General features: G+C 51.9%; 17 protein-coding genes. 10 read left to right on the top strand and 7 right to left on the bottom strand.

The window, feature by feature from the left end:
- Positions 1–3: 3 nt before the first annotated feature.
- From aroK to EOE65_RS05595, 5 genes are all read left to right on the top strand, one after another.
- Complete coding sequence (gene aroK / locus EOE65_RS05615; RefSeq protein ID WP_276317498.1) at positions 4–522, top strand: shikimate kinase AroK; 519 nt, start codon at positions 4–6, stop codon at positions 520–522.
- A gap of 19 nt (positions 523–541) precedes the next feature.
- Positions 542–1,615, top strand: coding sequence for a 3-dehydroquinate synthase (gene aroB / locus EOE65_RS05610; protein ID WP_127693319.1), 1,074 nt, complete (start codon positions 542–544; stop codon positions 1,613–1,615).
- An 18-nt stretch (positions 1,616–1,633) separates the two neighbouring features.
- Positions 1,634–3,217, top strand: coding sequence for an AAA family ATPase (locus EOE65_RS05605; RefSeq protein ID WP_127693318.1), 1,584 nt, complete (start codon positions 1,634–1,636; stop codon positions 3,215–3,217).
- A 218-nt stretch (positions 3,218–3,435) separates the two neighbouring features.
- A complete protein-coding gene (gene gltB / locus EOE65_RS05600) occupies positions 3,436–7,893 on the top strand; it encodes a glutamate synthase large subunit (RefSeq protein ID WP_127693317.1) in 4,458 nt (1,485 codons plus the stop codon).
- Between the two features lie 62 nt (positions 7,894–7,955).
- Entirely contained in the window at positions 7,956–9,377 is a 1,422-nt protein-coding gene (locus tag EOE65_RS05595; RefSeq protein ID WP_127693316.1) for an FAD-dependent oxidoreductase, read from the top strand.
- 59 nt (positions 9,378–9,436) lie between these two features.
- Here the strand turns inward: EOE65_RS05595 and EOE65_RS05590 are convergent, their stop codons facing one another.
- Positions 9,437–10,588 (bottom strand): aminotransferase-like domain-containing protein, encoded by a 1,152-nt coding sequence (locus EOE65_RS05590; protein WP_127693315.1) that lies wholly within the window; start codon positions 10,586–10,588, stop codon positions 9,437–9,439.
- A 111-nt stretch (positions 10,589–10,699) separates the two neighbouring features.
- Here EOE65_RS05590 and EOE65_RS05585 point away from each other — a divergent pair, with 111 nt between their 5' ends.
- The gene (locus EOE65_RS05585; protein ID WP_206052624.1) at positions 10,700–11,581 is read left to right on the top strand and encodes an AraC family transcriptional regulator; all 882 of its coding nucleotides are present in this window, start codon (positions 10,700–10,702) and stop codon (positions 11,579–11,581) included.
- Between the two features lie 42 nt (positions 11,582–11,623).
- Here EOE65_RS05585 and putP read toward each other — a convergent pair whose 3' ends face one another.
- From putP to putA, 3 genes are all read right to left on the bottom strand, one after another.
- Positions 11,624–13,114, bottom strand: a complete 1,491-nt coding sequence (gene putP, locus EOE65_RS05580) for a sodium/proline symporter PutP (RefSeq protein WP_127693314.1) — start codon at positions 13,112–13,114, stop codon at positions 11,624–11,626.
- Between the two features lie 166 nt (positions 13,115–13,280).
- The gene (locus EOE65_RS05575; RefSeq protein WP_127693313.1) at positions 13,281–13,958 is read right to left on the bottom strand and encodes a proline dehydrogenase; all 678 of its coding nucleotides are present in this window, start codon (positions 13,956–13,958) and stop codon (positions 13,281–13,283) included.
- Between the two features lie 14 nt (positions 13,959–13,972).
- Positions 13,973–17,089: a bifunctional proline dehydrogenase/L-glutamate gamma-semialdehyde dehydrogenase PutA gene (putA, locus tag EOE65_RS05570; protein ID WP_127693312.1), complete on the bottom strand. Its 3,117-nt coding sequence runs from the start codon at positions 17,087–17,089 to the stop codon at positions 13,973–13,975.
- Positions 17,090–17,425: 336 nt separating this feature from the next.
- Here putA and purE point away from each other — a divergent pair, with 336 nt between their 5' ends.
- Positions 17,426–17,917 carry a 5-(carboxyamino)imidazole ribonucleotide mutase gene (gene purE / locus EOE65_RS05565; protein ID WP_127693311.1) on the top strand — a complete coding sequence of 164 codons (492 nt, stop codon included), beginning with the start codon at positions 17,426–17,428 and terminating at the stop codon, positions 17,915–17,917.
- Entirely contained in the window at positions 17,917–18,993 is a 1,077-nt protein-coding gene (purK, locus tag EOE65_RS05560; protein ID WP_127693310.1) for a 5-(carboxyamino)imidazole ribonucleotide synthase, read from the top strand. The genes purE and purK overlap by 1 nt, the downstream gene beginning before the upstream one ends.
- Before the next feature lie 15 nt (positions 18,994–19,008).
- Here purK and EOE65_RS05555 read toward each other — a convergent pair whose 3' ends face one another.
- Positions 19,009–19,269 (bottom strand): helix-turn-helix transcriptional regulator, encoded by a 261-nt coding sequence (locus EOE65_RS05555; protein WP_127693309.1) that lies wholly within the window; start codon positions 19,267–19,269, stop codon positions 19,009–19,011.
- A 23-nt stretch (positions 19,270–19,292) separates the two neighbouring features.
- Here EOE65_RS05555 and EOE65_RS05550 point away from each other — a divergent pair, with 23 nt between their 5' ends.
- On the top strand, positions 19,293–19,772 hold the full coding sequence (locus EOE65_RS05550) for a DUF2489 domain-containing protein (protein ID WP_127693308.1): 480 nt from the start codon (positions 19,293–19,295) through the stop codon (positions 19,770–19,772).
- A gap of 34 nt (positions 19,773–19,806) precedes the next feature.
- Positions 19,807–20,184: a hypothetical protein gene (locus EOE65_RS05545; RefSeq protein WP_127693307.1), complete on the top strand. Its 378-nt coding sequence runs from the start codon at positions 19,807–19,809 to the stop codon at positions 20,182–20,184.
- Here EOE65_RS05545 and EOE65_RS05540 read toward each other — a convergent pair.
- Both EOE65_RS05540 and EOE65_RS05535 read right to left on the bottom strand, forming a co-directional pair.
- Complete coding sequence (locus EOE65_RS05540; RefSeq protein WP_127693306.1) at positions 20,181–22,898, bottom strand: ATP-binding protein; 2,718 nt, start codon at positions 22,896–22,898, stop codon at positions 20,181–20,183. The genes EOE65_RS05545 and EOE65_RS05540 overlap by 4 nt on opposite strands.
- Positions 22,895–23,827, bottom strand: a complete 933-nt coding sequence (locus EOE65_RS05535) for an ABC transporter substrate-binding protein (protein WP_127693305.1) — start codon at positions 23,825–23,827, stop codon at positions 22,895–22,897. Before EOE65_RS05535 ends, EOE65_RS05540 begins: the two co-directional genes overlap by 4 nt.
- Between the last annotated feature and the right edge of the window lie 16 nt (positions 23,828–23,843).

Here is a 23,843-nt window from a genome sequence, read left to right as displayed (position 1 = left end):
TTTTTGAATATTATTTTAGTAGGGCCTATGGGGGCAGGAAAAAGCACCATAGGCCGACTACTTTCTCATGAGCTAAAGTTAGCTTTCACGGATGTCGATCGAGAAGTAGAGGAGCGGGCAGGGGCGAATATCCCGTGGATCTTTGATGTTGAAGGTGAAGAGGGCTTTCGGCAAAGAGAAGCTCAGGTGATAGATGAGCTCACACTGCAAGATGGGTTGGTTATCGCTACAGGCGGTGGTGCTGTGATTCGTGCCGAAAACAGAGCTTGTTTACAAAGTAGAGGGACTGTCATCTACCTAATGACATCCGTTGAGCAGCAATTAGAGCGCACAGCTAAGGATAAAAACCGCCCACTACTGCAAGCCGATAACCCAAAACACGTGTTAGAGCAACTGATCGAAAAGCGCGAGCCGTTCTACCTCAGCACTTCCGATATTGTCGTTAAAACAGACCGGCGCCATCCTAAAAATGTTGTCAATGAAATTATCAGACAGCTAAAGCGTAAAGAACTCATCAACTAGTACTTCGGAGCCATCTACTGTGCATACACTTAATGTCGATTTGGGCGATCGATCTTATCCAATTTTTATCGGTTCAGATGTCATCGATACGGCACAACTGACTCCTTATATCAAAGGCAGTCAGGTGATGATTGTTACCAATGAGACAATCGCTCCCCTGTACTTAGATCAGCTACGTGGAATGTTGGCCTCGTTTGAGGTGGATAGCGTCGTGCTGCCCGATGGCGAAGCTTATAAAGACCTCGAGCATCTTAATTTGATCTACGATGCACTCTTAGAGGCGCGACATAACCGCACGACAACGTTAATTGCGTTAGGTGGTGGCGTTGTTGGAGATATGACGGGCTTTGCGGCTGCAAGCTATCAGCGTGGTGTTAACTTTATCCAAATTCCAACCACCTTGTTGTCTCAGGTGGACTCTTCTGTGGGGGGAAAAACGGGCGTAAACCATCCGCGTGGCAAGAATATGATTGGTGCATTTTATCAGCCACAAGCTGTTCTGGCAGATATTAGCGTCTTCTCAACGTTACCTGATCGAGAGCTTTCTGCAGGGCTTGCTGAAGTCATTAAGTACGGCCTCATTTACGACGTACAGTTTTTTGAATGGCTAGAAGAGAATATGCCTGCGCTGATCGCACGCGATCCAAAAGCACTCTCTTATGCAGTACAACGCTCGTGTGAAATCAAAGCCGAAGTTGTTGCCCAAGATGAGCGAGAAGCAGGTATTCGTGCGTGGCTCAATCTTGGCCATACCTTTGGTCATGCTATTGAAACGCATCAGGGCTATGGTAATTGGCTGCATGGTGAAGCCGTTGCTGCGGGTACTGTTCAAGCCCTTCAATTGTCCTGCGAGCTGGATTGGATCACCGAGCGTGATGTGGCACGTGCCACTGAGCTTCTCGCCGCCGCTAACTTACCGATCGAGCCGCCAGAAAATATGTCTGAAAAAGACTTTTTAGAACTGATGGCGGTTGATAAGAAGGTTATCAATGGCGAGCTACGATTAGTGCTTCTCAAAGCACTGGGCGAAGCGACGGTAACGTCTGACTATCCGGCGAGCAGTTTGTCCAAAGTACTGAACCGCTCACGCTAGCCTATTAGGTATCCCCATATGAGCCAGAACTTCTACTTTGAGCCAGATAGCCGTCTGCAGTTAATCGATAAAATTCTCCATTTGCTGCGCTACTCCGACTTCTTAGTGGTCGTTTCAGGCCCTAAAGGCAGTGGTAAAACATCTGTTGCGAAAAAGTTAGCAGTAGAAAGCCTAACCTCTGATATCCGCCAAATTCGAATATCTCTGCGTGAGGAGACTAGCGCAAGCCAGTTGATGGCGTTGGCGGCGAAAGCGTTAGGAGCGGATGTTACTAATGATGACCCACTAACACAGCTTCATGCTCATAGCCGTGCCCTCCATGAAGTGCACCAACACCTGTTGATACTGATCGATAATGCCGAGTGGCTAAATGATGAAGCGATCGAGTTGCTAGCAGGGTTGCTCGTCTCTGGCACCGGAATGCCAAAAGTTATTCTCGCGGGCGAGCCGGCTATCAAAACGCGCCTTGCTTCGCTTGCTGTTGGAGAGCTACTCGAGGGAAAAATACACTTTGAAGAGTTGCACCCATTTACACTCGATGAAGCGAAAGAGTTCATCAAGTTACGCTTCCCGAATCAGCCAGCGCTCAAAGCCAAGCAATTGAAGAGTGTATTTAAAAGCAGCGAGGGTTTTCCCGGGCGTCTAACGGATGCAGTATCGGAGATTCACCGTAGCGGTGGGCAAGCTGCGCCTACTAAGCGCCCAACCGCCTTTCCTTTACCGCTGCCGCACATGATTGGAATGGCTGCTGTGCTAGTAAGCGTATTGGGTATCGCAACTTGGCAGTTTATGCCAGAGGATTCGCAGGCTGTGCAAGAGAACTCAGATGACCCGAAAAGTCGAATGTCAGTGCCACTGCGTGTTGCTGTGCCTGAAGAGGAGGTCCTAGCGACCACCGAATCTGCCCCAGTGATTCGGAATACGCTATCAGAGCGCTTGGAGCGGCAAGAAAAACTACGTCAAGGTGAGCTGATACCGCCGCTTCCAGAAGGCAACGAAACTAAGAGTGAGTTAAGTAAGAAGCTTGACCAAGCGCTGGCCGATAGTACGCTGAATACTCCAGCTCCAGCTCCAGCTCCAGCTCCAGCTCCAGCTCCAGCTCCAGCTCCAGCTCCAGCTCCAGCTCCAGCTCCAGCTCCAGCTCCAGCTCCAGCTCCAGCTCCAGCTCCAGCTCCAGCTGTTGTGGAAAGCGCCGCCAAAAAAGCACCAACTAAGACTAGCTCTAAAGTCGAACAGACAAAACTGGATGTAGTTAAATCTCCTGGTTTGAAGGGTGATTCAGATAAAAGTAAGGGTGTAAGTCCTTGGTTGAAGGAAAAAGAACTGCTTAATTGGCCTGCGTCGGCTTTCACATTACAGGTGCTAGGTGCCAGATCAGAAGAAAGTGTCGAAAAATTCATCGCCTCACTCGATAGCAGAGACCGCCTCTACTACTTCAAAACCGTCTTGAGTGGCAAACCTTGGCATGTTGTGGTCTATGGACAATATGCGAGTAAAGCGGCTGCATCCCGCGCAATTACTGGGCTTCCGAAAGAGTTGCGCAAATTAGGACCGTGGCCGAGAAGCGTGAAAGGGATTCATCAAGACATACAAAAGAAATAGCTTTTGGTCTTTCGAAAAAACAGTAAAATTTATTAAAAAAGCGGCATTTTGCCGCTTTTTTTCTGTCTTAGGTCACTTTTTGATCGCTTAAAATTTGTCCCAATTTGCTCCTGTGTGTAGAATGTCCGTCCATTTTTGCCTGCTAAGATATTGTTCAGGCAACAGGATATGATGACAAGTATCTGATTTACAAAGAACTTTTTGAGTGAGAATGACTTATGAGCACAGGTCTGTATCGCCCCGGTGAGTTTAAGGATAACTGTGGCTTTGGTCTGATGGCGCACCTGGAAGGGGAAGCCAGTCATGATCTATTACAAAAAGCAATCGAAGCACTCGCTTGCATGACCCACCGTGGCGGTATCGCTGCGGATGGTAAGACAGGTGATGGCTGTGGATTGTTGATGCAAAAGCCAGATAGTTTCCTTCGTTCAGCAGCTAAACAAGAGTTGGGTTTTGAGCTTGGTGAGCTGTATGCGGTGGGTATGGTGTTCATGTCCCGTGAACCAGAGCAGGCAGAAGCCGCTCGTCAAACCCTGAACCGTGAGCTATCAGCACAAGGACTTTCAGTCGCCGGTTGGCGTATTGTTCCGACCGACGAGTCGTGCCTTGGCCCCATTGCAAAGGATACATTGCCACAGATTGAACAGGTCTTTGTTGAGCCAACTAGCCAATCTGAGCGTGAGTTCCAAGTTAGCCTATTTACAGCGCGTCGCAAGGCTGAGATCGCACTTGCAGGCGATACCGATTTCTACATCTGTAGTTTGTCCGATAAGGTCATCTCCTATAAAGGTCTGACGATGCCGGTTGACTTGCCGGTCTTCTACAAAGATCTGGCCGATGAAAGCCTGACAACTGCAGTTTGTACATACCACCAGCGTTTCTCTACTAATACGGCACCGCGCTGGCCGTTGGCTCAGCCATTCCGTTTCCTAGCGCACAATGGTGAGATCAACACTGTTGAGGGTAACCGCAACTGGGCGCGCGCGCGCTCACGCAAGTTTGCGACAGACATGTTGCCAGACCTTGATGCGTTGCAGCCAATCGTAAATACAACCGGTTCTGACTCTTCAAGTATGGACAACATGCTTGAGTTCCTAATGGTCGGCGGCGTCGATATCTACCGCGCTGTACGCATGATCGTTCCGCCTGCGTGGCAGAATGTTGATACGATGGATACCGAGCTACGTGCGTTCTATGAATACAACTCGATGCACATGGAGCCATGGGACGGACCAGCAGGTATGGTAATGACCGATGGTCGCTTTGCCGTATGTATGCTGGACCGAAATGGTCTGCGCCCATCGCGTTGGGTGATGACTAAGCAGGGTTATATCTGTACAGCCTCTGAGATTGGCGTCTTTAGTTACCAGCCAGAGGATATTGTTGCTCAAGGTCGTGTTGGCCCAGGCCAGATCTTAGCGATCGATACACAGTCTGGTGAAATCCTTCACACGGCAGATGTCGATAACAAGCTTAAGAAAGCGCAGCCATACAAAAAGTGGCTGAAAGAGAATGCGCTGCGCCTAGAGCAGACGATGAACCTCAAAGAGGAATCGCAGTCCTTCCGCGATATGTCTGCGGACGAGGTCAAAACCTGCATGAAGATGTTCCAGGTGACCTTCGAAGAGCGTGATCAGATTATCCGTCCACTCGGTGAGTCGGGTATGGAAGCGGTTGGCTCGATGGGTGACGACAAACCGATGGCGGTTTTGTCGAACCGTATCCGTGCACCTTACGATTACTTCCGTCAGCAGTTTGCTCAGGTAACAAACCCACCTATCGATCCGCTGCGTGAAGCGATTGTTATGTCGCTAGAGACATGCCTGGGGCGTGAGCAAAACGTTTTTGAAGAGACGCCACAGCACGCTCGCCGTGTGATCTTAACAACGCCGGTTCTCTCTGCGTCTAAGTTCCGCCGCCTGCGTGATAATACGGTTGAGGGCTTTGAGGTCGCGACGATCGATCTTAACTATGACCCGAACGAGAAGAGCCTCAAGCAAGCCATTGAAGCGGTTGCTGATGAAGCTGAGCAGTTGGTTCGCGATGGCAAGGTTATCATCATCCTGTCTGATGCTAAGCTGGAACAGGGTAAGCTGCCTGTTCACGCGGCGATGGCAACAGGTGCAGTACACCACCGTCTGGTAGATACGGGCTTGCGCTGCGATGCCAACATCGTTGTAGAATCTGGCACCGTGCGTGATCCGCACCATTTTGCTGTGCTATTCGGATTTGGTGCGACAGCGGTCTTCCCATACTTGGTATACCGTGTATTGAACGACCTATGCGCCTCTGGCGAGATCAAACTTGAGCCGCTTGATAGTCACGAAAACTATCGTAAAGGCATCAATAAAGGTCTGATGAAGATCCTATCGAAGATGGGGATCTCGACAATTGCCTCCTACCGTGGTGCACAGTTGTTCGAAGCGGTTGGCTTGAGCTCTGAGATCGTCAACTTGTGCTTCAAGGGTGTCATGAGCCGCATCGAAGGTGCTCGTTTTGAAGATTTCGAAACAGAGCAAGCGTTGCTGGCCAAAGAAGCATGGACGGCACGTAAGCCAATCCAGCAGGGTGGTTTGCTGAAGTACATGCACGATGGGGAGTACCACGCATACAACCCAGATGTTGTGCGTACTATCCATGAAGCGGTCGAATCCGGTGATCCAGCCAAGTACCAAGAGTACGCGGATCTGGTGAACAACCGCGGTGTGGCAACGATTCGTGATCTGTTGGCACTGCGTACTGATCTACAGCCTATCTCGATCGACGAAGTTGAGCCAGCATCTGAAATTCTAAAACGTTTCGACTCTGCTGCGATGTCGCTTGGCGCGTTGTCTCCTGAAGCGCACGAAGCGCTTGCCGTTGCGATGAACGAATTAGGCGGCCGCTCGAACTCCGGTGAGGGTGGTGAAGATCCAGCCCGCCACGGCACCATGAAACGCTCTAAGATCAAGCAGATTGCATCAGGCCGCTTTGGCGTCACGCCAGAGTACTTGATGAGTGCTGATGTCATGCAGATTAAGGTGGCTCAGGGTGCGAAGCCGGGTGAAGGCGGTCAGTTACCAGGTGGCAAGGTAAACGATCTTATCGCTCGTTTACGTTACTCGGTACCGGGTGTGACGCTTATTTCACCGCCGCCGCACCATGATATCTATTCAATCGAGGACTTGGCTCAGCTCATCTTCGATCTTAAGCAGATCAACCCTGAAGGTTTGGTGTCGGTGAAGCTGGTATCACGTCCTGGCGTAGGTACGATTGCGTGTGGTGTTGCTAAGGCCTACGCGGATCTGATTACTATCTCCGGTTACGACGGCGGCACAGCTGCATCGCCACTGACGTCGATTCACTATGCGGGATCGCCATGGGAGCTAGGCTTGGCGGATGCACATCAGTCTCTGCGCGGTAACCAATTGCGCGGTAATGTGCGTTTGCAAACAGACGGTGGTTTGAAAACGGGCCTTGATGTCGTGAAAGGCGCAATTCTGGGTGCTGAGAGCTTCGGCTTCGGTACGATGCCGATGGTTGCCTTGGGTTGTAAGTATCTACGTATTTGCCACTTGAATAACTGTGCGACCGGTGTAGCGACACAGAACGAGAAACTGCGTGAAGAGTACTTCCGCGGTACTGTCGAGATGGTGAAAAACTTCTTCACATTCGTTGCTGAAGAAGCGCGTCAGTGGATGGCTCAGATGGGTGTTCGATCCATGGAAGAGCTTGTTGGCCGCGTTGATCTGCTGGAAATTGCTGAAGGTAAAACACCCAAGCAACGCAATTTGAATCTTGAGCCAATTATCAGCACCGCTGGTATTGCACCTGAGTATCCAAATACGTGTCAGAAGCCGAAGAATGATCCGTATGATGCCGGTGACCTAAATACGAAGATGGCAGAGCTTGCTAAAGCGGCTATCGACGCAAAAGAGGGCGGCATGTGGGATCTCGAGATCACCAGCTGTGACCGCTCTGTGGGTGCACGTACGTCGGGTCTGATTGCTAAAGCACATGGCAACTTGGGCATGGAAGATCAGCCAGTTACCTTTAACTTTAAAGGTCATGCTGGTCAGTCGTTCGGTGTTTGGAACGCGGGTGGCCAGAACTTGATCCTTGAAGGTGATGCGAACGACTACGTCGGTAAAGGCATGGCTGGTGGTCAGGTGGTGATCAAGCCATTCAAAGAGGTGACCTTCGAGTCGAATAAAACATCGATTCTGGGTAACACCTGCTTGTACGGCGCGACGGGCGGTAAGCTGTTCGCGGCAGGCCGTGCTGGTGAGCGCTTCGCGGTACGTAACTCAGGTTGTCACGCCGTTATCGAAGGTGCGGGTGACCACTGTTGTGAATACATGACTGGCGGCTTGGTAACGGTACTTGGCCAAACAGGCTACAACTTTGGTGCGGGCATGACCGGCGGTTTTGCTTATGTTCTGGATCAGGACAACACCTTTGTTGATAAGTACAACCATGAGCTGGTTGAGATTCACCGTATCCACACGGAGCAGATGGAAATTTACAAAAACCATCTGCGCTCAGTGATCATTGAATTCACGAAAGCGACGAACAGTGCTTGGGGTTGGGAGTTGATCGAAAACTACGAAGACTACCTAGCGCGCTTCTGGCTTGTGAAGCCAAAAGCAGCATCGCTGAATGATCTACTGAATAGTGTTCGCATCCGTCCAGAGTAAAGACGCGCGAAAGAAGTTTAACGTGCGCCCGCAGTGCGGGCGCTAAGAACGAGGTGGGGACCATGGCTGAACGTCTTAACAACGATTTCCAGTTCATCGACGTATCCCGAAAAGGGCCTGAGAAGATCGAGGCCAACGTTCGTAAGCAGCAATTTGCTGAGATCTACGAGCCTTTTGAACAAGAAGATGCATCCGACCAGTCACATCGTTGTCTGGAGTGCGGTAACCCTTACTGCTCTTGGAAGTGTCCTGTACATAACCATATCCCCAACTGGCTTAAGCTGGTGTCGGAGGGGAATATCCTGAAAGCCGCGGAGCTTAGCCACCAAACTAACTCTCTGCCAGAGGTGTGCGGCCGCGTTTGTCCACAAGATCGCTTGTGTGAAGGCGCCTGTACACTGAATGATGGTTTCGGTGCTGTCACCATCGGGTCTGTGGAAAAGTACATCACAGATACCGCATTTGCGATGGGCTGGAAGCCTGATATGTCTGCAGTGCCTGAAACAGACAAGCGTGTTGCCATTGTTGGCGCAGGGCCTGCGGGCTTGGCGGCAGCGGATATTTTGGTACGTAATGGCGTTAAGCCGGTCGTCTTTGACCGTAACCCTGAAATTGGTGGCTTGCTGACGTTTGGTATTCCAGAGTTTAAGCTCGAGAAAAATGTGATGTCGCGTCGCCGTGAAATCTTCACGGAGATGGGTGTTGAGTTCCAGCTTAATATGGAAGTCGGTAAAGATGTCACGATGCAGCAATTGGTTGATGAGTACGATGCCGTATTCCTTGGTATGGGTACTTACACCTACATGAAGGGCGGCTTCCCAGGCGAAGAGCTTGAAGGCGTTTATGATGCGCTGCCATTCTTGATCTCAAACGTAAATCATTGTTTAGGGTTCGAGAAAGATCCGTCTGAGTACATCAGCATGGAAGGGCAGCGAGTTGTTGTGCTGGGTGGTGGTGATACCGCGATGGACTGTAACCGCACATCGGTACGTCAGAGCGCGCAAAGCGTGATCTGTGCTTACCGTCGTGACGAGGCAAATATGCCGGGCTCTAAGCGTGAGGTTGAGAATGCACGCGAAGAGGGTGTCCAGTTTATGTTCAACCGCCAGCCTGTTGAGGTGGTCGGTGAGAATGGCAAAGTAACCGGCGTTAAACTGGTGACAACGCAGATGGGTGCGCCGGATGAAAACGGCCGCCGCCGTGCTGAAGTTGTAGCGGGTTCTGAAGAGATCCTGCCTGCAGATGCAGTACTGGTTGCGTTTGGCTTCCGTCCTAGCCCTGCGCCGTGGTTTGCTGATTTTGGTATCGATATGCACGATGATGGCCGCGTAAAGGCGCCGGAAGCGGGCAGCTATCCATTCCAAACAACCAATCCAAAGATCTTTGCTGGTGGTGACATGGTACGTGGCTCGGATCTTGTGGTAACAGCGATTGCTGAGGGCCGCAAGGCTGCTGAAGGTATTCTTGATTACCTAGAAGTTTAAAAGTAGTCACTTCGCTGTAAAAAGCCGCGCTTATGCGCGGCTTTTTTGTGCGTGCTGGGCTAGATCCTTGATGCTTGGTAGGCGCGATAGAGGCGAGCAACGCCCGTGGTTATTTGCTCGGCAGTGGCATGGGTGAAATTGAGCCGAGCCGCATCACCGAACTGCTCTGCGTTTGGGCAAAAAGCCTTGCCCGGCACAATGGCGACTCCTTCCTCTAGGCCCCGTTTTGCGAGTATCTCGGTATCACAATGGTGAAAGACAACCCAGAGAAACATGCCGCCACTGGGAACAGTAAAACGGACCTTGTCGCCAAACGTATCTTGCAGTGCATTAACGAGTCGATCACGTTTATTCGCATACGCAGCGCGAATGGCTGGTAGGTGCTGGCTTATCGTCGTTTGGCTTAACGTGTTGAGCACCAGTTGCTGCATCGGTAGGCTGGAGTGCAGGTCGGTCGCTTGCTTCACGCGCAGTAGAGCCTTGTGGCTTTCTAGATCGCAGACAACGTACCCGATACGAACGCCGGGGGTGACCGTTTTTGAGAACGAGCTGAGAAAAAAATGTGGCCCAGAGCAGAGCGATGTCACGCTTGGCAGCCACTCGCCGTCGTAATTTAGCTCGGCATAGGGAGCATCCTCAATCAGGCGAGTATGGCTGTGGCTTAGTATCCGTGCGACTTGTTGGCGTGTTTCTGCCGGCCAACGGCTCCCCGTTGGGTTATGAAAATCAGGAACGGCGTAGAACAGCTTTGGCTGGTGCTCATCGATCAATTTGGCAAGCAGCGCTGTATCAATTCCGCTATCTGTTTGCGGTATCAGGATAATTTGAGCTTCTGCGAGCTGGAACACCTGCAATGCGCCAAGGTAGCTTGGGCTCTCGACGAGCACTGTATCGCCAGGGTTTAAATAGGTACGTGCGATCAAATCCAGTGCTTGCTGCGAACCTGTTGTGATCAGTACATCGTTATTTTCACTGCAATGGTGGTGTTGTTTGATCCAGTCGCGCAGAGGCTCTAGGCCTGCACTAACACCGTATTGAAAGGCGGCTCTATCGTCAGCTAGCTGTGTTGTTGCTAGCCCCAACTGGGTCATTGGAAATAGGCTCGCATCCGGTAAGCCACCCGCAAATGAGATCATCTCCGGTTGCTGTGTTGCTTGCAGTATTTCGCGGATATAAGATGGTTTTAACCGCTGTGCTCGTGTCGAAATCATATCTTCCCTCCTTTTTGAACCAAGATACGGGCTTCTGGCTTTCGATACTGTTGGCTGTGTGCGGGCTTAGTTGTCCATTTGTGCGAAATCTTTACAGGGCGGGTAATAACGGTGTCGAGAGGCCAGCAGTTACATCAAGGGCGCATCAATGAAGTGCTGTATAAAATTCATCAGGACATCCGTGTTGCACATACTGCAAAGTCGTTAGCGGATGTAGCTGCGTACTCACCGTTTCACTTTCAACGGGTGTTTAAAGAGGTCACCGGTGAGAACTTAAACGACTACCTGCGCCGCACGCGCTTAGAGCAGGCGGCGAATAAGCTCTTATTTGAACCGGAGAGCAGTGTCGCTGATGTGGCGCATAGCTGCGGTTTTCTATCCCATGCATCCTTCAGCCAAGCCTTTAAGCGCCATTTTGGCGCCTCGCCAAAGGTGTGGCGTAGCGGTGGTTATGCAGGGTTTACCCAAGCTAATTTTGATACACAGCAGCGTGATATTGCCGCAGCCGGAGCGCAAGTAGAACTGCCTAACGTGCAGCTGCGTCAGATGCCAGAGCGGCGCGTGGCATATGTGCGCCATCAAGGTTACGATCGCAGTATCAGTATTGCATGGCATCGTCTATTGCAGTGGGCAAAAACTGAGGAGGTCGATACTCAAACGGCGACTATGCTAGCGCTACACCACTCTAATCCAAGCTTGGTCGCGCTGTCGGATTGCCGCTATGTGGCATGTTTAGAGGTGCCTGAGAATGTATGGCGTAAAGGTTCCGTGGGGATTTTAACCATCCCGGGAGGGTTGCATGGTGTGTTTTCAGCGCGTGGCCGTATGGGGGATCTGCTCCCGCTAATTTACGCGTTTTATCATCGCTGGCTACCCGGCAGTGGATATCATCTTGCCAATACGCCTGCTTATGCGATCTATCAACGAAACCAGTTTTTAGACCCAGATGAGCGATTTGAACTGCAGTACGCAGTGCCTCTCTCAGTGGTGTAGGGGGAGAGCGCTAGCCCGCACAGCAGGCCAGCGCGGATGCTCTTACAGCTTGCTTAAGTAGCTATCAAAGCGCGCTTTGATTGAGTCAGAAGGCTCGCTTGTTGCCAAGCTAACCGCCACAATCGCCACCGTTGCGAAGATCATACCTGGTACGATCTCGTAGAGATCAAACAGGCCGCCGCTCAGCTGCTTCCAAACCACAACCGTGATACCACCGACCAACACACCAGCCAGCGCACCGAAGCGGTTCATGCGTTTCCAGTACAGGCACAGCACCAGCGTCGGGCCGAAGGCCGCACCAAAGCCTGCCCATGCGTAGGACACCAGCCCCAGCACCGAACTATCTGGCGTCATCGCCAGCATCAGCGCAATAATCGATAACAGGATGACAGCAACACGACCAACCAGCACGATCTCTTTTTGGGATGCGTCTTTGCGGAAGACTTGCTTGTAGAAATCTTCAGCAAGCGCAGAGGACGATACCAACAGCTGTGAGTCTGCTGTACTCATGATTGCTGCCAAGATAGCAGCCAGCAGAATACCTGCCACAACAGGGTGGAACATGGCGTTTACCAGCACCATGAAGATCTTTTCGCCATCGCCTAAGTCGCCACCCAATTGGTTATCGACATACAGGATGCCCACTAAGCCAACGAGCATCGCACCAGCCATGGAAAGGCCAGACCACGCCACAGCGATACGGCGAGCTGTACCGATATCTTGGTTGCTACGTACCGCAGCAAAACGCGCCAAGATATGCGGCTGGCCAAAGTAACCTAAGCCCCACGCGGCCAACGAAATAATCGCGATTGCCGTTAGAGGTTCACCACTTGCGTCATTCCAGATGGTTAAGAGTTCAGGGTTTTTCGCTTCCAAGACAGCAGCCAAGTTACCGAAACCACCCTCGGTTTGGATTGCGATGATCGGTACCAATAGCAGTGCCGCAGCCATCAGCAGGCCCTGCACTAAGTCAGTCCAGCTAACAGCGAGGAAACCACCAAACAACGTATAGGAAACGACACAAACTGTGCCGATGATCACGGCCAACGTGTAATCAAGACCAAACACGGTTTCGAATAGCTTGCCGCCAGCAACTAAGCCAGAGCTGGTGTAGAACAAGAAGAACAGCAGGATGAAGAAGGCGGAGATTACCTGTAGCAGGTTGGACTTATCTTCGAAGCGCTTGGCGAAGAACTCCGGCAGTGTCAGTGCATCATCTGCTTCAATACTGTAAGTACGCAGACGTTTGGCCACTAACAACCAGTTCAGCCATGTGCCTAGCAGCAACCCGCCGCCTAGCCAAATTGCTTCCATACCGGATGCAAATGCATAGCCTGGTAGACCCAAGAGCAGCCAGCCACTCATGTCAGATGCACCCGCGGATAAGGCCGCAGGCCAAGGCCCTAGGGAACGACCACCCAAAAAGTAATCAGATGAGTTTGCGGTGCGTCGATACGCGTACACACCGATGGCCAACATCAGCGCCAGATAGACGAGAAAGGTGCCAATAATGGCCACGTTGTTTTCGATCATGGAGATACCTCATGCTTATTTTTAGAGCTGATCGGGTGGGTAACAGGGTGGAGCTCCCGATCAAAAAGCGCCAAAGGTTATACGACTTTTGGCTAGTGTGCGAGCCGCTTATCCCACTCAAAAAAAATGGCACCGAAAATCCTCTTCGGTGCCAGCGAGTGAAAACTTAAATATCCTCGCGGCCTCCCAGCTCCAGAAGAGAGGCGTTACCACCCACAGCGGTGGTGTTGATAGTGATGGTTGCTTCGGTGACAAAGCGCCATAGGAAGTCTTCGGTCAGTTGATGCGCTAATGGCTCGTCAGTGGATAGCGCAACCAGTTGGGCAAGACAGCCGTCGCGCTGCGCTAGGTTGCGATTCAAAGCCAGAGTATCGCGTGGCTCGCCACAGAACGCGTACAAGCTGATCGGCTCACACGCAGCAAGCGCCTCAAGAGGGGCTTCTACCGCGACGAGCACATCAGCGAAATCGGCTGCAGTGAGTGCCGCTTGCAGGTGCTGCACCACGGGGTGGTCAACAGCCGCCAGTACCACATTGCCTGTTAGCAAAGCGGTAACGAGTTGGGCGATCAAGGCATCATCCGCGCCCTTCGTTTGTGCACACACCGCTACAACGCCACGGCCTTCCCAGATCAGTGTATTTGATTCACCGGTTGGGCCGGGCAGCTCAATGCTGGGTGTCATTACATCCAGCGCCTGCTTGATTAACCAAGGAGCCACTGGCTGTTGCAGCGTTTGAGTCGCTTGGCGCAGAATTTCGGCGCGCGCGGCGATTCCGTGTTGGTTCCAGCGCTCCCATGCAGACAGGGCGCGTTGACTTGCTTCGATCAAGTTAGAGTGCGTCATGTTGAGCTCCTTAGTCATGCTTGGGTGACACGAACGGTTTTCGTGAAACGCTTCAAATAGTGCGGCCCGCCCGCTTTCGGTCCGGTGCCGGATAAGCCTTGACCACCAAATGGCTGCACACCTACAACCGCGCCCACTTGGTCACGGTTGACGTACATGTTGCCGGCGCGCACGCGCTGGGTAATGTGCACCGAGGTGGTTTCATTACGTGAATGGATGCCCAGCGTAAGGCCGTAACCTGTTGCATTGATGCGATCAATAATTTGGTCTAACTCGCTGGCCTTGTAGCGCACTACATGCAAAATTGGCCCAAACTGCTCGCGGCCTAGTTGGTCGATGCTGTTGATCTCAAAGGCTGTTGGCGCGACGAAGGTGCCCTGTTCTGCGTTATGTGGCAGGGGCGTTTGGGCGATCAGTGTCGCTTCTTGTTGCATACGTTCGATGTGTGCAAGCAAGCCCGCTTGGGCCTCACGGTCGATCACTGGGCCAACATCCGTTTGATGTAGGCTCGGGTCGCCAACCACTTGCTCAAGCATCGCGCCACGAATCATTGGGATAACACGTTCGGCGATATCTTCCTGCACAAAGAGAACGCGCAACGCCGAGCAGCGCTGCCCCGCTGAGGCAAATGCAGAGCGTACGACATCGCGTACCACCTGTTCAGGCAGTGAAGTGGAGTCGATGATCATGGCGTTTTGGCCGCCCGTCTCAGCGATCAGTGGTGCCGGTGCCGTGTTGCGGTTTGCCAGCGATCGGTTGATTAAGCGGGCTGTTTCGGTAGAGCCTGTGAAGGCAACACCCGCAATACGCACATCGCTGGTGAGTGGTGCGCCTACGGTTGCGCCATCGCCCGGCAGCAGTTGAATTGCACCTGCTGGTACGCCTGCTTCAAGCAACAGCTCGATGGCGCGGTAAGCGATTAAACTTGTTTGCTCTGCAGGTTTCGCAATCACAGTGTTACCCGCTGCTAACGCTGCTGTTACTTGACCGAGGAAGATCGCCAGTGGAAAGTTCCATGGTGAGATACAAGCAAATACACCACGGCCTTGGCGTTCAGTGACAAAGCTTGTGCCATTGAAGTCTTGGCTCGTGTGCGGCGTGGTTAGGTGTTCTTGAGCCTGTACGGCGTAGTAGCGGCAGAAGTCGACCGCTTCGCGGATCTCATCGATGCTGTCTTGCAGGGTTTTACCCGCTTCACGATGGCAAAGCGCCATCAACTCACCATAGTTTGCTTCAAGCAGATCGCCCAACTTCGCGATCGCGGCAGCACGCTCTGCGACGGGCGTTGCACGCCATGTTGGGTAGAAGTCGGCAGCGGCGGCAATGGCTGTTTGTACGGTATCTGCATCGGCCCAGTAAACCTGGCCCACGGTTTCGCTGTGCTGGTAAGGCGCAGTGACGCTGTGTTGTTCACCGGTCTGGCACAGTTGGCCATTCACGATGGGGCCTGCCTGCCACTGGGTGCCCATAAACGGCTTGATGATGGCAGCAAACGCTTCCCAATCGGCTTCGATATCAATATTAACGCCTTGCGAGTTGGCGCGTGTATCACCGTAAAGCTGCCCCGGCAGTGGAATATAGGGATTTGCTAAGCTTTTACGAGCGCTCAAGACGTCCACGGGATGGTGTACAAGATCAGCTACAGGGCAGCGTGCATCCACCAAACGGTGCACGAATGAGCTGTTGGCGCCGTTCTCAAGCAGGCGACGCACCAAGTAAGGTAGCAAGTCTTTATGGTTGCCAACTGGAGCATAGATACGCACGTTAACATCGTGCTGCTTGATAACCGTGTTGTAGAGCGCATCACCCATGCCGTGTAGGCGCTGGAATTCGTAGTCATCGTGCGCTGCCATAGCAACAATAGCGGCAACGGTGTGCGCATTATGGCTAGCGAACTGCGGATAGATATTGCCGCGAACATCTTCGCTTAGTAGGAAGCGTGCACAGGCCAAGTAAGCGGTATCGGTGGCTTCTTTGCGCGTGTAAACCGGGTAGCCCTGCAACCCTCGTTGCTGACAATTCTTGATCTCGCTATCCCAGTAGGCACCTTTTACGAGGCGCAAAGGAATGCAGTCACCTTGTGCTTTCGCAAGAGCGGCTAGCCATGCAAGTACTGGCAGCGCGCGCTTTGAGTAAGCTTGCACGACAAGGCCAAACTGCCCCCAACCCTTGATTGCGGTGCTGGTATAAAGCTTTTCGAAGAGCTCCAACGATAGCTCGAGGCGGTCGGCTTCTTCTGCATCAATGGTGATGCCCACATTCAAAGCACGTGCTTTTTCTGCCAGTGCGATGACCTGTGTGTACATCTCTTCCATTACGCGTGTTTTTTGCGCCACTTCATAGCGTGGGTGCAACGCCGAGAGTTTAATGGAGATCGTTGGTCGCGGAGCGTCGCCGGTGAATGTGTTGTTACCCACCGCTTCGATCGCATTTAAGTAGTCATCGAAGTATTTCTTCGCATCAGCTTGGGTCAGTGCCGCTTCGCCTAGCATGTCAAATGAGTAGGTGTAGCCTTTCTCGCGATAGCTCTTACCACGCTTCAGGGCTTCATCGATTGAGCGGCCCAGTACAAACTGGTGGCCCATAATTTTCATCGCTTGGTACATCGCCTTACGGATCACAGGCTCCGACATCTTGTTAACCAAGCGGTTGATCGCACTAGACGCATTGCCTTCGGTGTCTTTGTCCATCGAGACAACTTTACCGGTCAGCAGCAACCCCCATGTGGATGCATTAACAAAGAGTGAGTCCGATTTGCTCAGGTGAGCTTTCCAGTCAGCCACTGAGAGTTTGTCGCGGATCAGAGCGTCGGCGGTATCGGCGTCCGGGATACGCATCAAGGCTTCGGCAAGACACATCAGCAGAATACCCTCTTGGGTATCAAGGCTGTATTCCAGTAACAGCGCATCCACCATGTGAATAGCGTCATCGTCTGCGCGAACCTGTTCGATTAGGGCCGTGGCACCTTGTGTGATGGTGTTGCGCTCGTCGTCTGAAGGTGCGGCAAGCGGCAATAACTCTTTCAACCAGGCCGATTCATCCACCGCATAAAGGGGTGAAATTTTTTCCCACAACGTATCGCGTGGCTGGTCGATATATCCCGGTATTAGGACATCAGTGGCTTTGAACATAGCTATGCTCCCTAAACAATCGTGACGGCGTACGATGCGCGGTCTTCGTATTTGGACTCGACACTGTAGGGGAGTGTTCAATGAGCGTCTTACATGATCCTCTGGTTTGTTTGCGAAATACTCTGATTTGGCGAGTATTTGAATAATTTTCATGATGTTGTCATCAATTTGCTGACTCAAAAAACAGCTTTTTCCGCAGCGACGGGGTGCGTATTTTTGCGTGAGAACAGGCGAACGCGAGCTGGTTTTTTGCTACAATGCCGCTTTGCTATTTTCAAGCCCCGGCGAGCGGTCATTTGATGCTGTGCCGGGCCTACCGTAAATTGGATTGACGTTATGCAAGCAAGTGTTGCCATCATCATGGGTTCTAAAAGTGATTGGGAAACCATGAAACCTGCCACCGAAATTCTTGATCAACTGCAAGTGGGTTACCACGTGGAAGTTGTGTCGGCGCATCGCACGCCGGGTAAGTTGTTCAGCTTCTCTGAAACCGCAGCTGAAAATGGCTATCAAGTGATCATTGCTGGTGCTGGTGGCGCTGCGCACCTGCCGGGCATGGTTGCTGCGAATACACGTCTTCCTGTACTGGGTGTTCCGGTACAAAGCAAAGCCTTAAGCGGTATGGACAGCTTGCTATCGATTGTTCAGATGCCAAAGGGCGTTGCCGTTGGCACGCTTGCGATTGGTTCAGCAGGTGCTTTTAACGCCGGTTTGCTAGCGGCTCAAATGCTGGCTAACCAAGATGCTGAGTTAGCAGCGCGTATCGAAGCTTTCCGCGCTGCTCAGACTGAAACTGTTCTTGAAAATCCAGATCCACGAGAAGCTTAATGAGTAAAGTTTGGGTATTAGGCGCCGGTCAACTCGGTGCAATGCTACGACATGCGGCCATGCCTTTGGGTGTTGACGTTGAGCCGGTTGATATTGAACAACCGTTCGCTGTTGAGATGTCACCAAATGATGTTGTGACAGCGGAGCGAGAGCAATGGCCAGAAACTGGCGCAACGGTCCAGTTGGCGAATCATCCGCACTTTTTGAACCGTGAAGTATTTCCGCGTCTCGCTGATCGTTTCACACAAAAGCAGCTACTGGATGAGCTTCAGATCGCAACAGCGCCATGGCAACTGGTCGGGCAGGATACCCAAGCGGCAACCCTTTACGAACGCCTCGGTGATACGGTGCTGTTGAAGCGCCGTACGGGCGGTTACGATGGCCGTGGGCAGTTTTGGCTTAAGCAGGCTGAAGGCACTAAAGTGCCTGAAGGATGGCACAATGAAGCGATTGCTGAGAAGAAGATTCCGTTCGATGAGGAGGTATCGTTAGTCGGTGCCCGTGATGCCGAAGGTAATCTGTACTTCTATCCGCTAGCGTTGAATCTACACGTCAACGGTATTCTGATGGCGTCCGTGGCGCCACTCGCACGCCTAGAAGCGCTGCAAAGTGAAGCTGAGCAGATGCTGGGTAAGCTGCTTGACTCATTGGATTACGTGGGTGTGATGGCAATGGAGTGCTTCCGTGTTGGCGATCACTTGATGGTTAACGAGCTAGCGCCACGCGTACACAACAGCGGGCATTGGACGCAAGCCGGTGCGAGTATCAGCCAATTTGAGTACCACGTGCGCGCCGTTGCAGGTCTGCCGATGGCGCCAGCTATCGTGAAGGGCCAGTCTGTGATGATCAACCTGATCGGTGTTGAGAAGCAGGATGCTTGGTTATCAGTACCGAGCGCAGAGCTTTACTGGTACGGGAAAGAGGTGCGTGTTGGCCGTAAAGTGGGGCATATCAATCTGACTAATTCAGATCTACCGGCGCTACAGCAGTCATTGCAGGCACTTCAACCGATGTTCCCTGTGCCGTATCCACAGGTCTTTGAATGGGTTGAAAATGCGTTGAACAACGCCACCTAAACGTCCTTGGTTTGGTTAATCAGCCTCTGCTTGTGCAGGGGCTTTTTTATGGGTGGCCTGAATGCCCAACCAGAACGTGTAAGAGGTGTTAAAGCCTTGCGCAAGTCGATAGGCAAGTTGGTAGTTAAGCGCCTGCTGGCCCGAAAGTATCGCTTCAAACACAGCGCAATCTAGGCCGCATAAGTCAGCGGCTTCTTGGGCGCTCATCTGAGTGGGGTGCAGATACATTTCACGAATAACATCGCCTACGGTAGGATGAGACGTAAATTTTTTCATAGCGTTAACAGAGAGTAGCTCGCGTGTCAGGAACAGTTATCTACAGTTTAATAGCGATAGGTGTGATCGCCATTATCGGTTTGTCGATCTATATATACCGACAGTACCGCTTTATTAAAACGAAGCAAGCGCAACAACGTGAGCAGCTCGCGCGTTTGGAAGCTCAGCGCCAAGAAAAGTACACCTATGTTGTGGATAGCCTAAAAATTCTTGCGCATGCGCTGCAAGAGGAGCAAGTGGGTCCGGTTGAGGCCTCGATCCGCATTCGTTCGCTGCTCGTTTACTATGATGCGTCACTTCATCAGCAAGCTGAATATCAGGTATTCGATGAGGTTTTCCGAGAGACCGAACATATTCCAATTCTAGAGGCTTGGAAAGCGCTGGATCGTAAGACACGCCGCAAATTTGAGCGTGATATCGAGCAGATTGAGCAAGCACGCGGTGATGCGGTCAAAGCCGCGGCGAAGCAGTTACTCGTGCTATTGAATCAGCCTCGGCATTAATCGCTGATCACGCGGCAAGAACGAGGAGAACCCAATGGAATTTATGCTGGTGTTTTTTGTGTGTCTCGTCGTTATGTTGGCGTTAACAGGTGCGCTTCTGTTTGGTCGTGCACCTGTGTATCGGCCCAAGCGCGCTGATATCTATGAGATGATGCAAGCACTGCAAACTGGTCAACTAGAGCATGATCGCTGGTCGTTGTTTATTGGCATTCCTATCGTCCATGATCCTGACTTGGAAACGATTCGCCAGCGGTGTTACGACCTAGAACTGGAAGCGGAGGAGGGTAGCGGTGAGGTGCGTTTTGGTATTGGGCGATGCCGTTACAATCCTGCAGGTATGGCACAGCTACAGCGTATTGGTGAGCGGCTCAAAAAACTGATCGATACATCGCCTATTGTGCGTACGTTTTAGCTTTCTACCTCTGTCCCTTCAAAGCGTTCGTTGATATGTCCTACGATCGCCTCATCAGAACCTTTCAATAGGCGCTTCAAGCGCCAGCTTAGCTTCCATAATTCAGGCCAGTCGACCGGTGTCGCATGGACAATTGTATGGATATCTGCGGTACAGCACTCCACCTCTGGCAGCTCATACAGCCCCGCCAATCCTGCCAGTTGATGGTTGGTTTCGCGTAGGGCAATTTTATCCGTGCGTATCACCGCCGCTTCTAGCTGGTTTGCTAAACGCAGCAGCTCTTCAACCAGTTGGTCTTTCAAGTCGTATTTAGCGACATCGAGTACCGGTGCGGCAGGCGTATTTTCCAGATGATCTAGGTGTTTTGGTCGATCCCGCTCCTGCTCTTGGGTGCGGCTTACGGTGGTTTCGATATGTTTAATGAGCTGCTTGTCATTGATGGGCTTGAGTAGCACTTTTGATACGCCCGCGTTGTAAAGCGATAGATGTTCACTCTCGATAACGTTAGCCGTCAGCGCAATAATGGGCAGCTTTGGTAATATTTGGCGAATGCGAGTGGTGGCCTCCAGACCATCCATGACCGGCATATGCACATCCATCAAGACAAGATCCGGTGCTTCACTCTCGGCCAGCTGGATCGCTTCAAGACCATTGTTAGCCGTGATGGTTTCCATATGGTGGGCGTTGAGAATTTTGCTAATCAGGAGCTGGTTATACTCATTATCTTCAGCAATCAGGACGCGTACTGTGCGCCTGATCGTGGGTTGTGGCGTAGTGCGCTCTTGAGGGGTAGGTGATTGCGCCAGTAGCTCCAGCAATTTCTCGGGCCGCGCAGGCTTGGGTGTTGCAACGGCGTTCGTCAGGTGGGAAGGTAGTTCGTAGCCACAGGGTGCTAGGCAGATTAAACGTGTTTTAGGTTTGATGCTGGCCAGTGCGTGGGAGACCTTAGGTTCGCTAAACCGGTCCACGGGAATACCCACCAGCGCTACGTCGTAGTGCTCCGCTAACGCCAGAAACTCATCAAGATCATGCGTGACTTTGATGTTATCCCGTGAAGAGGAGAACAGGTGCAAGGTTGACTCAGCTACAGCGGGGTCTTGGTCAAAATAGAGCAACGGCCGGTCTAATTCAGGCGCCCGTTTTAGTAGATTACGAGTTTGTTCAGACATCCGCAGAGGAATGGATACCTCCACCTGCGTGCCCTGATTAACCTCGCTATGCATCGACAGCTTACCCCCCATCAGCTCTGCGAGCTTTTTCGATATCACCAGTCCAAGGCCAGAACCGCCAAAGCGCCGGGTAATTGATGTATCGGCTTGCATAAAGGCTTGGAACAGTTGGTCGAGGTGATCCTTTGGAATGCCGATGCCGGTATCACTTACATAGATGGAGAATAAGCTCTGCTGGGAGTTGATACGCTCGACGCCCAGCGTGATGTTGATATGCCCTTTTTCCGTGAACTTAATCGCATTAGACACGAGATTCGCGATGATCTGAGTCAGTCGAGTTGGATCCCCTACGACACGTGTATTGGCCTTTGCAGGCAAGTTTACCAGTAGCTCTAACCCCTTATCGTGGGCATGGGGGGCTTGCATCTCGAGTACGCTATGGATGCTCTCTTCAAGGTTGAAGGAGATACGTTCAAGCGCAATGGCGTTCTCTTGTAACTTGGAGAAATCTAAGATGTCATCGATGATCGACATCAGCATTTGCGCGGTTTGGTTGATGATTCGAATATGCTGTAGTTGATCGGCAGTGCAGGGCGTTTGGCTTAATAAACGCGCGAAGCCGACCACCGATGTCAGTGGTGTACGCAGCTCGTGGCTCATGCGTGCAAGGAAGTCATCTTTCGCCTTGTTAGCATCATCAGCGTGCTGACGGGCTTTGGCGAGTGCCTCATTTTGTTGCTCTAGGTGGCGCAGTGTGGCGGTGAGTTTGCGCGTTGATAGGTCAATGCGTATCGCTTGGTTCTCTAGCGATTTTTGTACCGCATCCGCCAGTTTATTTAATCCCTCGGCAAGATCACTGAACTCCGCGGAATATTGCTTACCCAAACGGTAGTGCTGATCACCGGCTTGGATACGCTGCATCGCTTCGGTAAGTTCCAGTACGGGCGTACTGATCTGTTTACCGAGTCTGCGCGCCATGAGGAAAGTGATTAAGAAACCAACGAACAGTAGTGCGCAGCTGGTAATCACGATCTGCCGCTCTTGAGCGATTTTCTCCGCGTCCGATATCACCACAACCGCCCAGCCAATGACATCCTCAAGTGCTTCGGTGTTTTGGTACTCTGGGTTATCCACAACGCTCAAGCCAGTACGTTTGATCGGTTGAGAGAAGAACCATTTGCCTTCACTTTTAAACAGTGGTTGGCGTGTGACTTTGTAAGGATCAAAGGGAAACTGCGCATTGCGCAGCAGCAGTTTCAGCTCATCATTGAGGAAGATGGCATCTTCGACGCCTTGCTCCATAAAGGTGCCTTTACTGATCTTTTTAAGCTCGGCGTTGTTATTGGTGAGATAGATAAACTCGGTTGACGATGCCATGAGCCGTGCTAGTAGCTCGCCATGCTCGGTTAAATGGCGCTCCGTATCTTGGAGACGGGTGTAGATAAAGTAGCTACCAAGTAAGAGCGAAATCAGCAGCAGCGGGATCAGCGTCAATAGCAGAATGCGTTGGCGGATATCGAGGCGATGAAACAGCGAGGGCGTCATTGCATCCACTCCTGTAGCTGACGCGTGAGCTGCTCGGCATTGGGTATCGGCCAGCCAATCAAGCGCGCAGTATTGTCATTGACCTTGACCGTAAAATAGCGCGGATGGGCTGGCGCTGGGAAAATTCCGTTTTCGAGGTAGTTGTCCACAGCTTCCGCCGTTTGTCGTCCGATCTGCTCCGGGGTTGAATACACCGCCGCCAGCGCGCCGGCATCAACATATTTTTCTGAAAAACCAATGAGCGCTTTGCGAGCGCGTAAAGCGATAAATAATGACCATTTGGCGCTTGCTCTATTAAATGCCGATTGATCAGGTATCGCAAGAAAAAGATCAGACTGCTCGATAATGGGCTGCAGAACAGCAATCGGGTTGTCGTCTGGGTTTAAGGCAACGGTGTGCAGTTCTAAGTCTTGTTCGTAAGCGGCACTATAAAGGCGCGCACTGTCTGCTTGCGAAGAGGGACCAAATACTGAACCAATGGTTTTAGTGTGCGGCGCCAGCTGCTTAATCAACCTTAGCTGGAGCGCCATCGATTGATCTAAGTAGACGGCACTGATGTTGCCGTTATGAGGAAAGGATTGCTGAGTTTCTTCGTAACTACGGCGCGGTAAAAAACTGGCCAGCATGGGTTGCTGTAGATTTCGCTGCAAGAGCGTTTTGAGTGCTTTGGTGCCTATTGCAACAAGCAGGTCATCCTCAGGTAGTGCTGCTGGTAACGTATCGGCTTGCCATTCATGTAGCGATACTGAGGGGGCTAGCTGTTGTTTAATCGCCTCAGCTACGGTGCTGTAGCTGGGGTGCTCAGAGCTAAGAACCACCGAGACCCCAATCGCATGGGCTGGCATTAAAGTGCTCAACCACACCAGCAGCCAAACACCCAGCCAGAGGCGCAGTGTAAAGCTGATGAGTGGTTTGAGCAGGCTATCCATGCGTTGGCCCGATGAC

Origin of the sequence: Neptunomonas marina (assembly GCF_004005935.1) — a bacterium.
Lineage (GTDB): Bacteria > Pseudomonadota > Gammaproteobacteria > Pseudomonadales > Balneatricaceae > Neptunomonas > Neptunomonas marina.
Note: the sequence above shows the minus strand (reverse complement) of the source record. Positions and strands in the feature narration are given on the sequence as shown.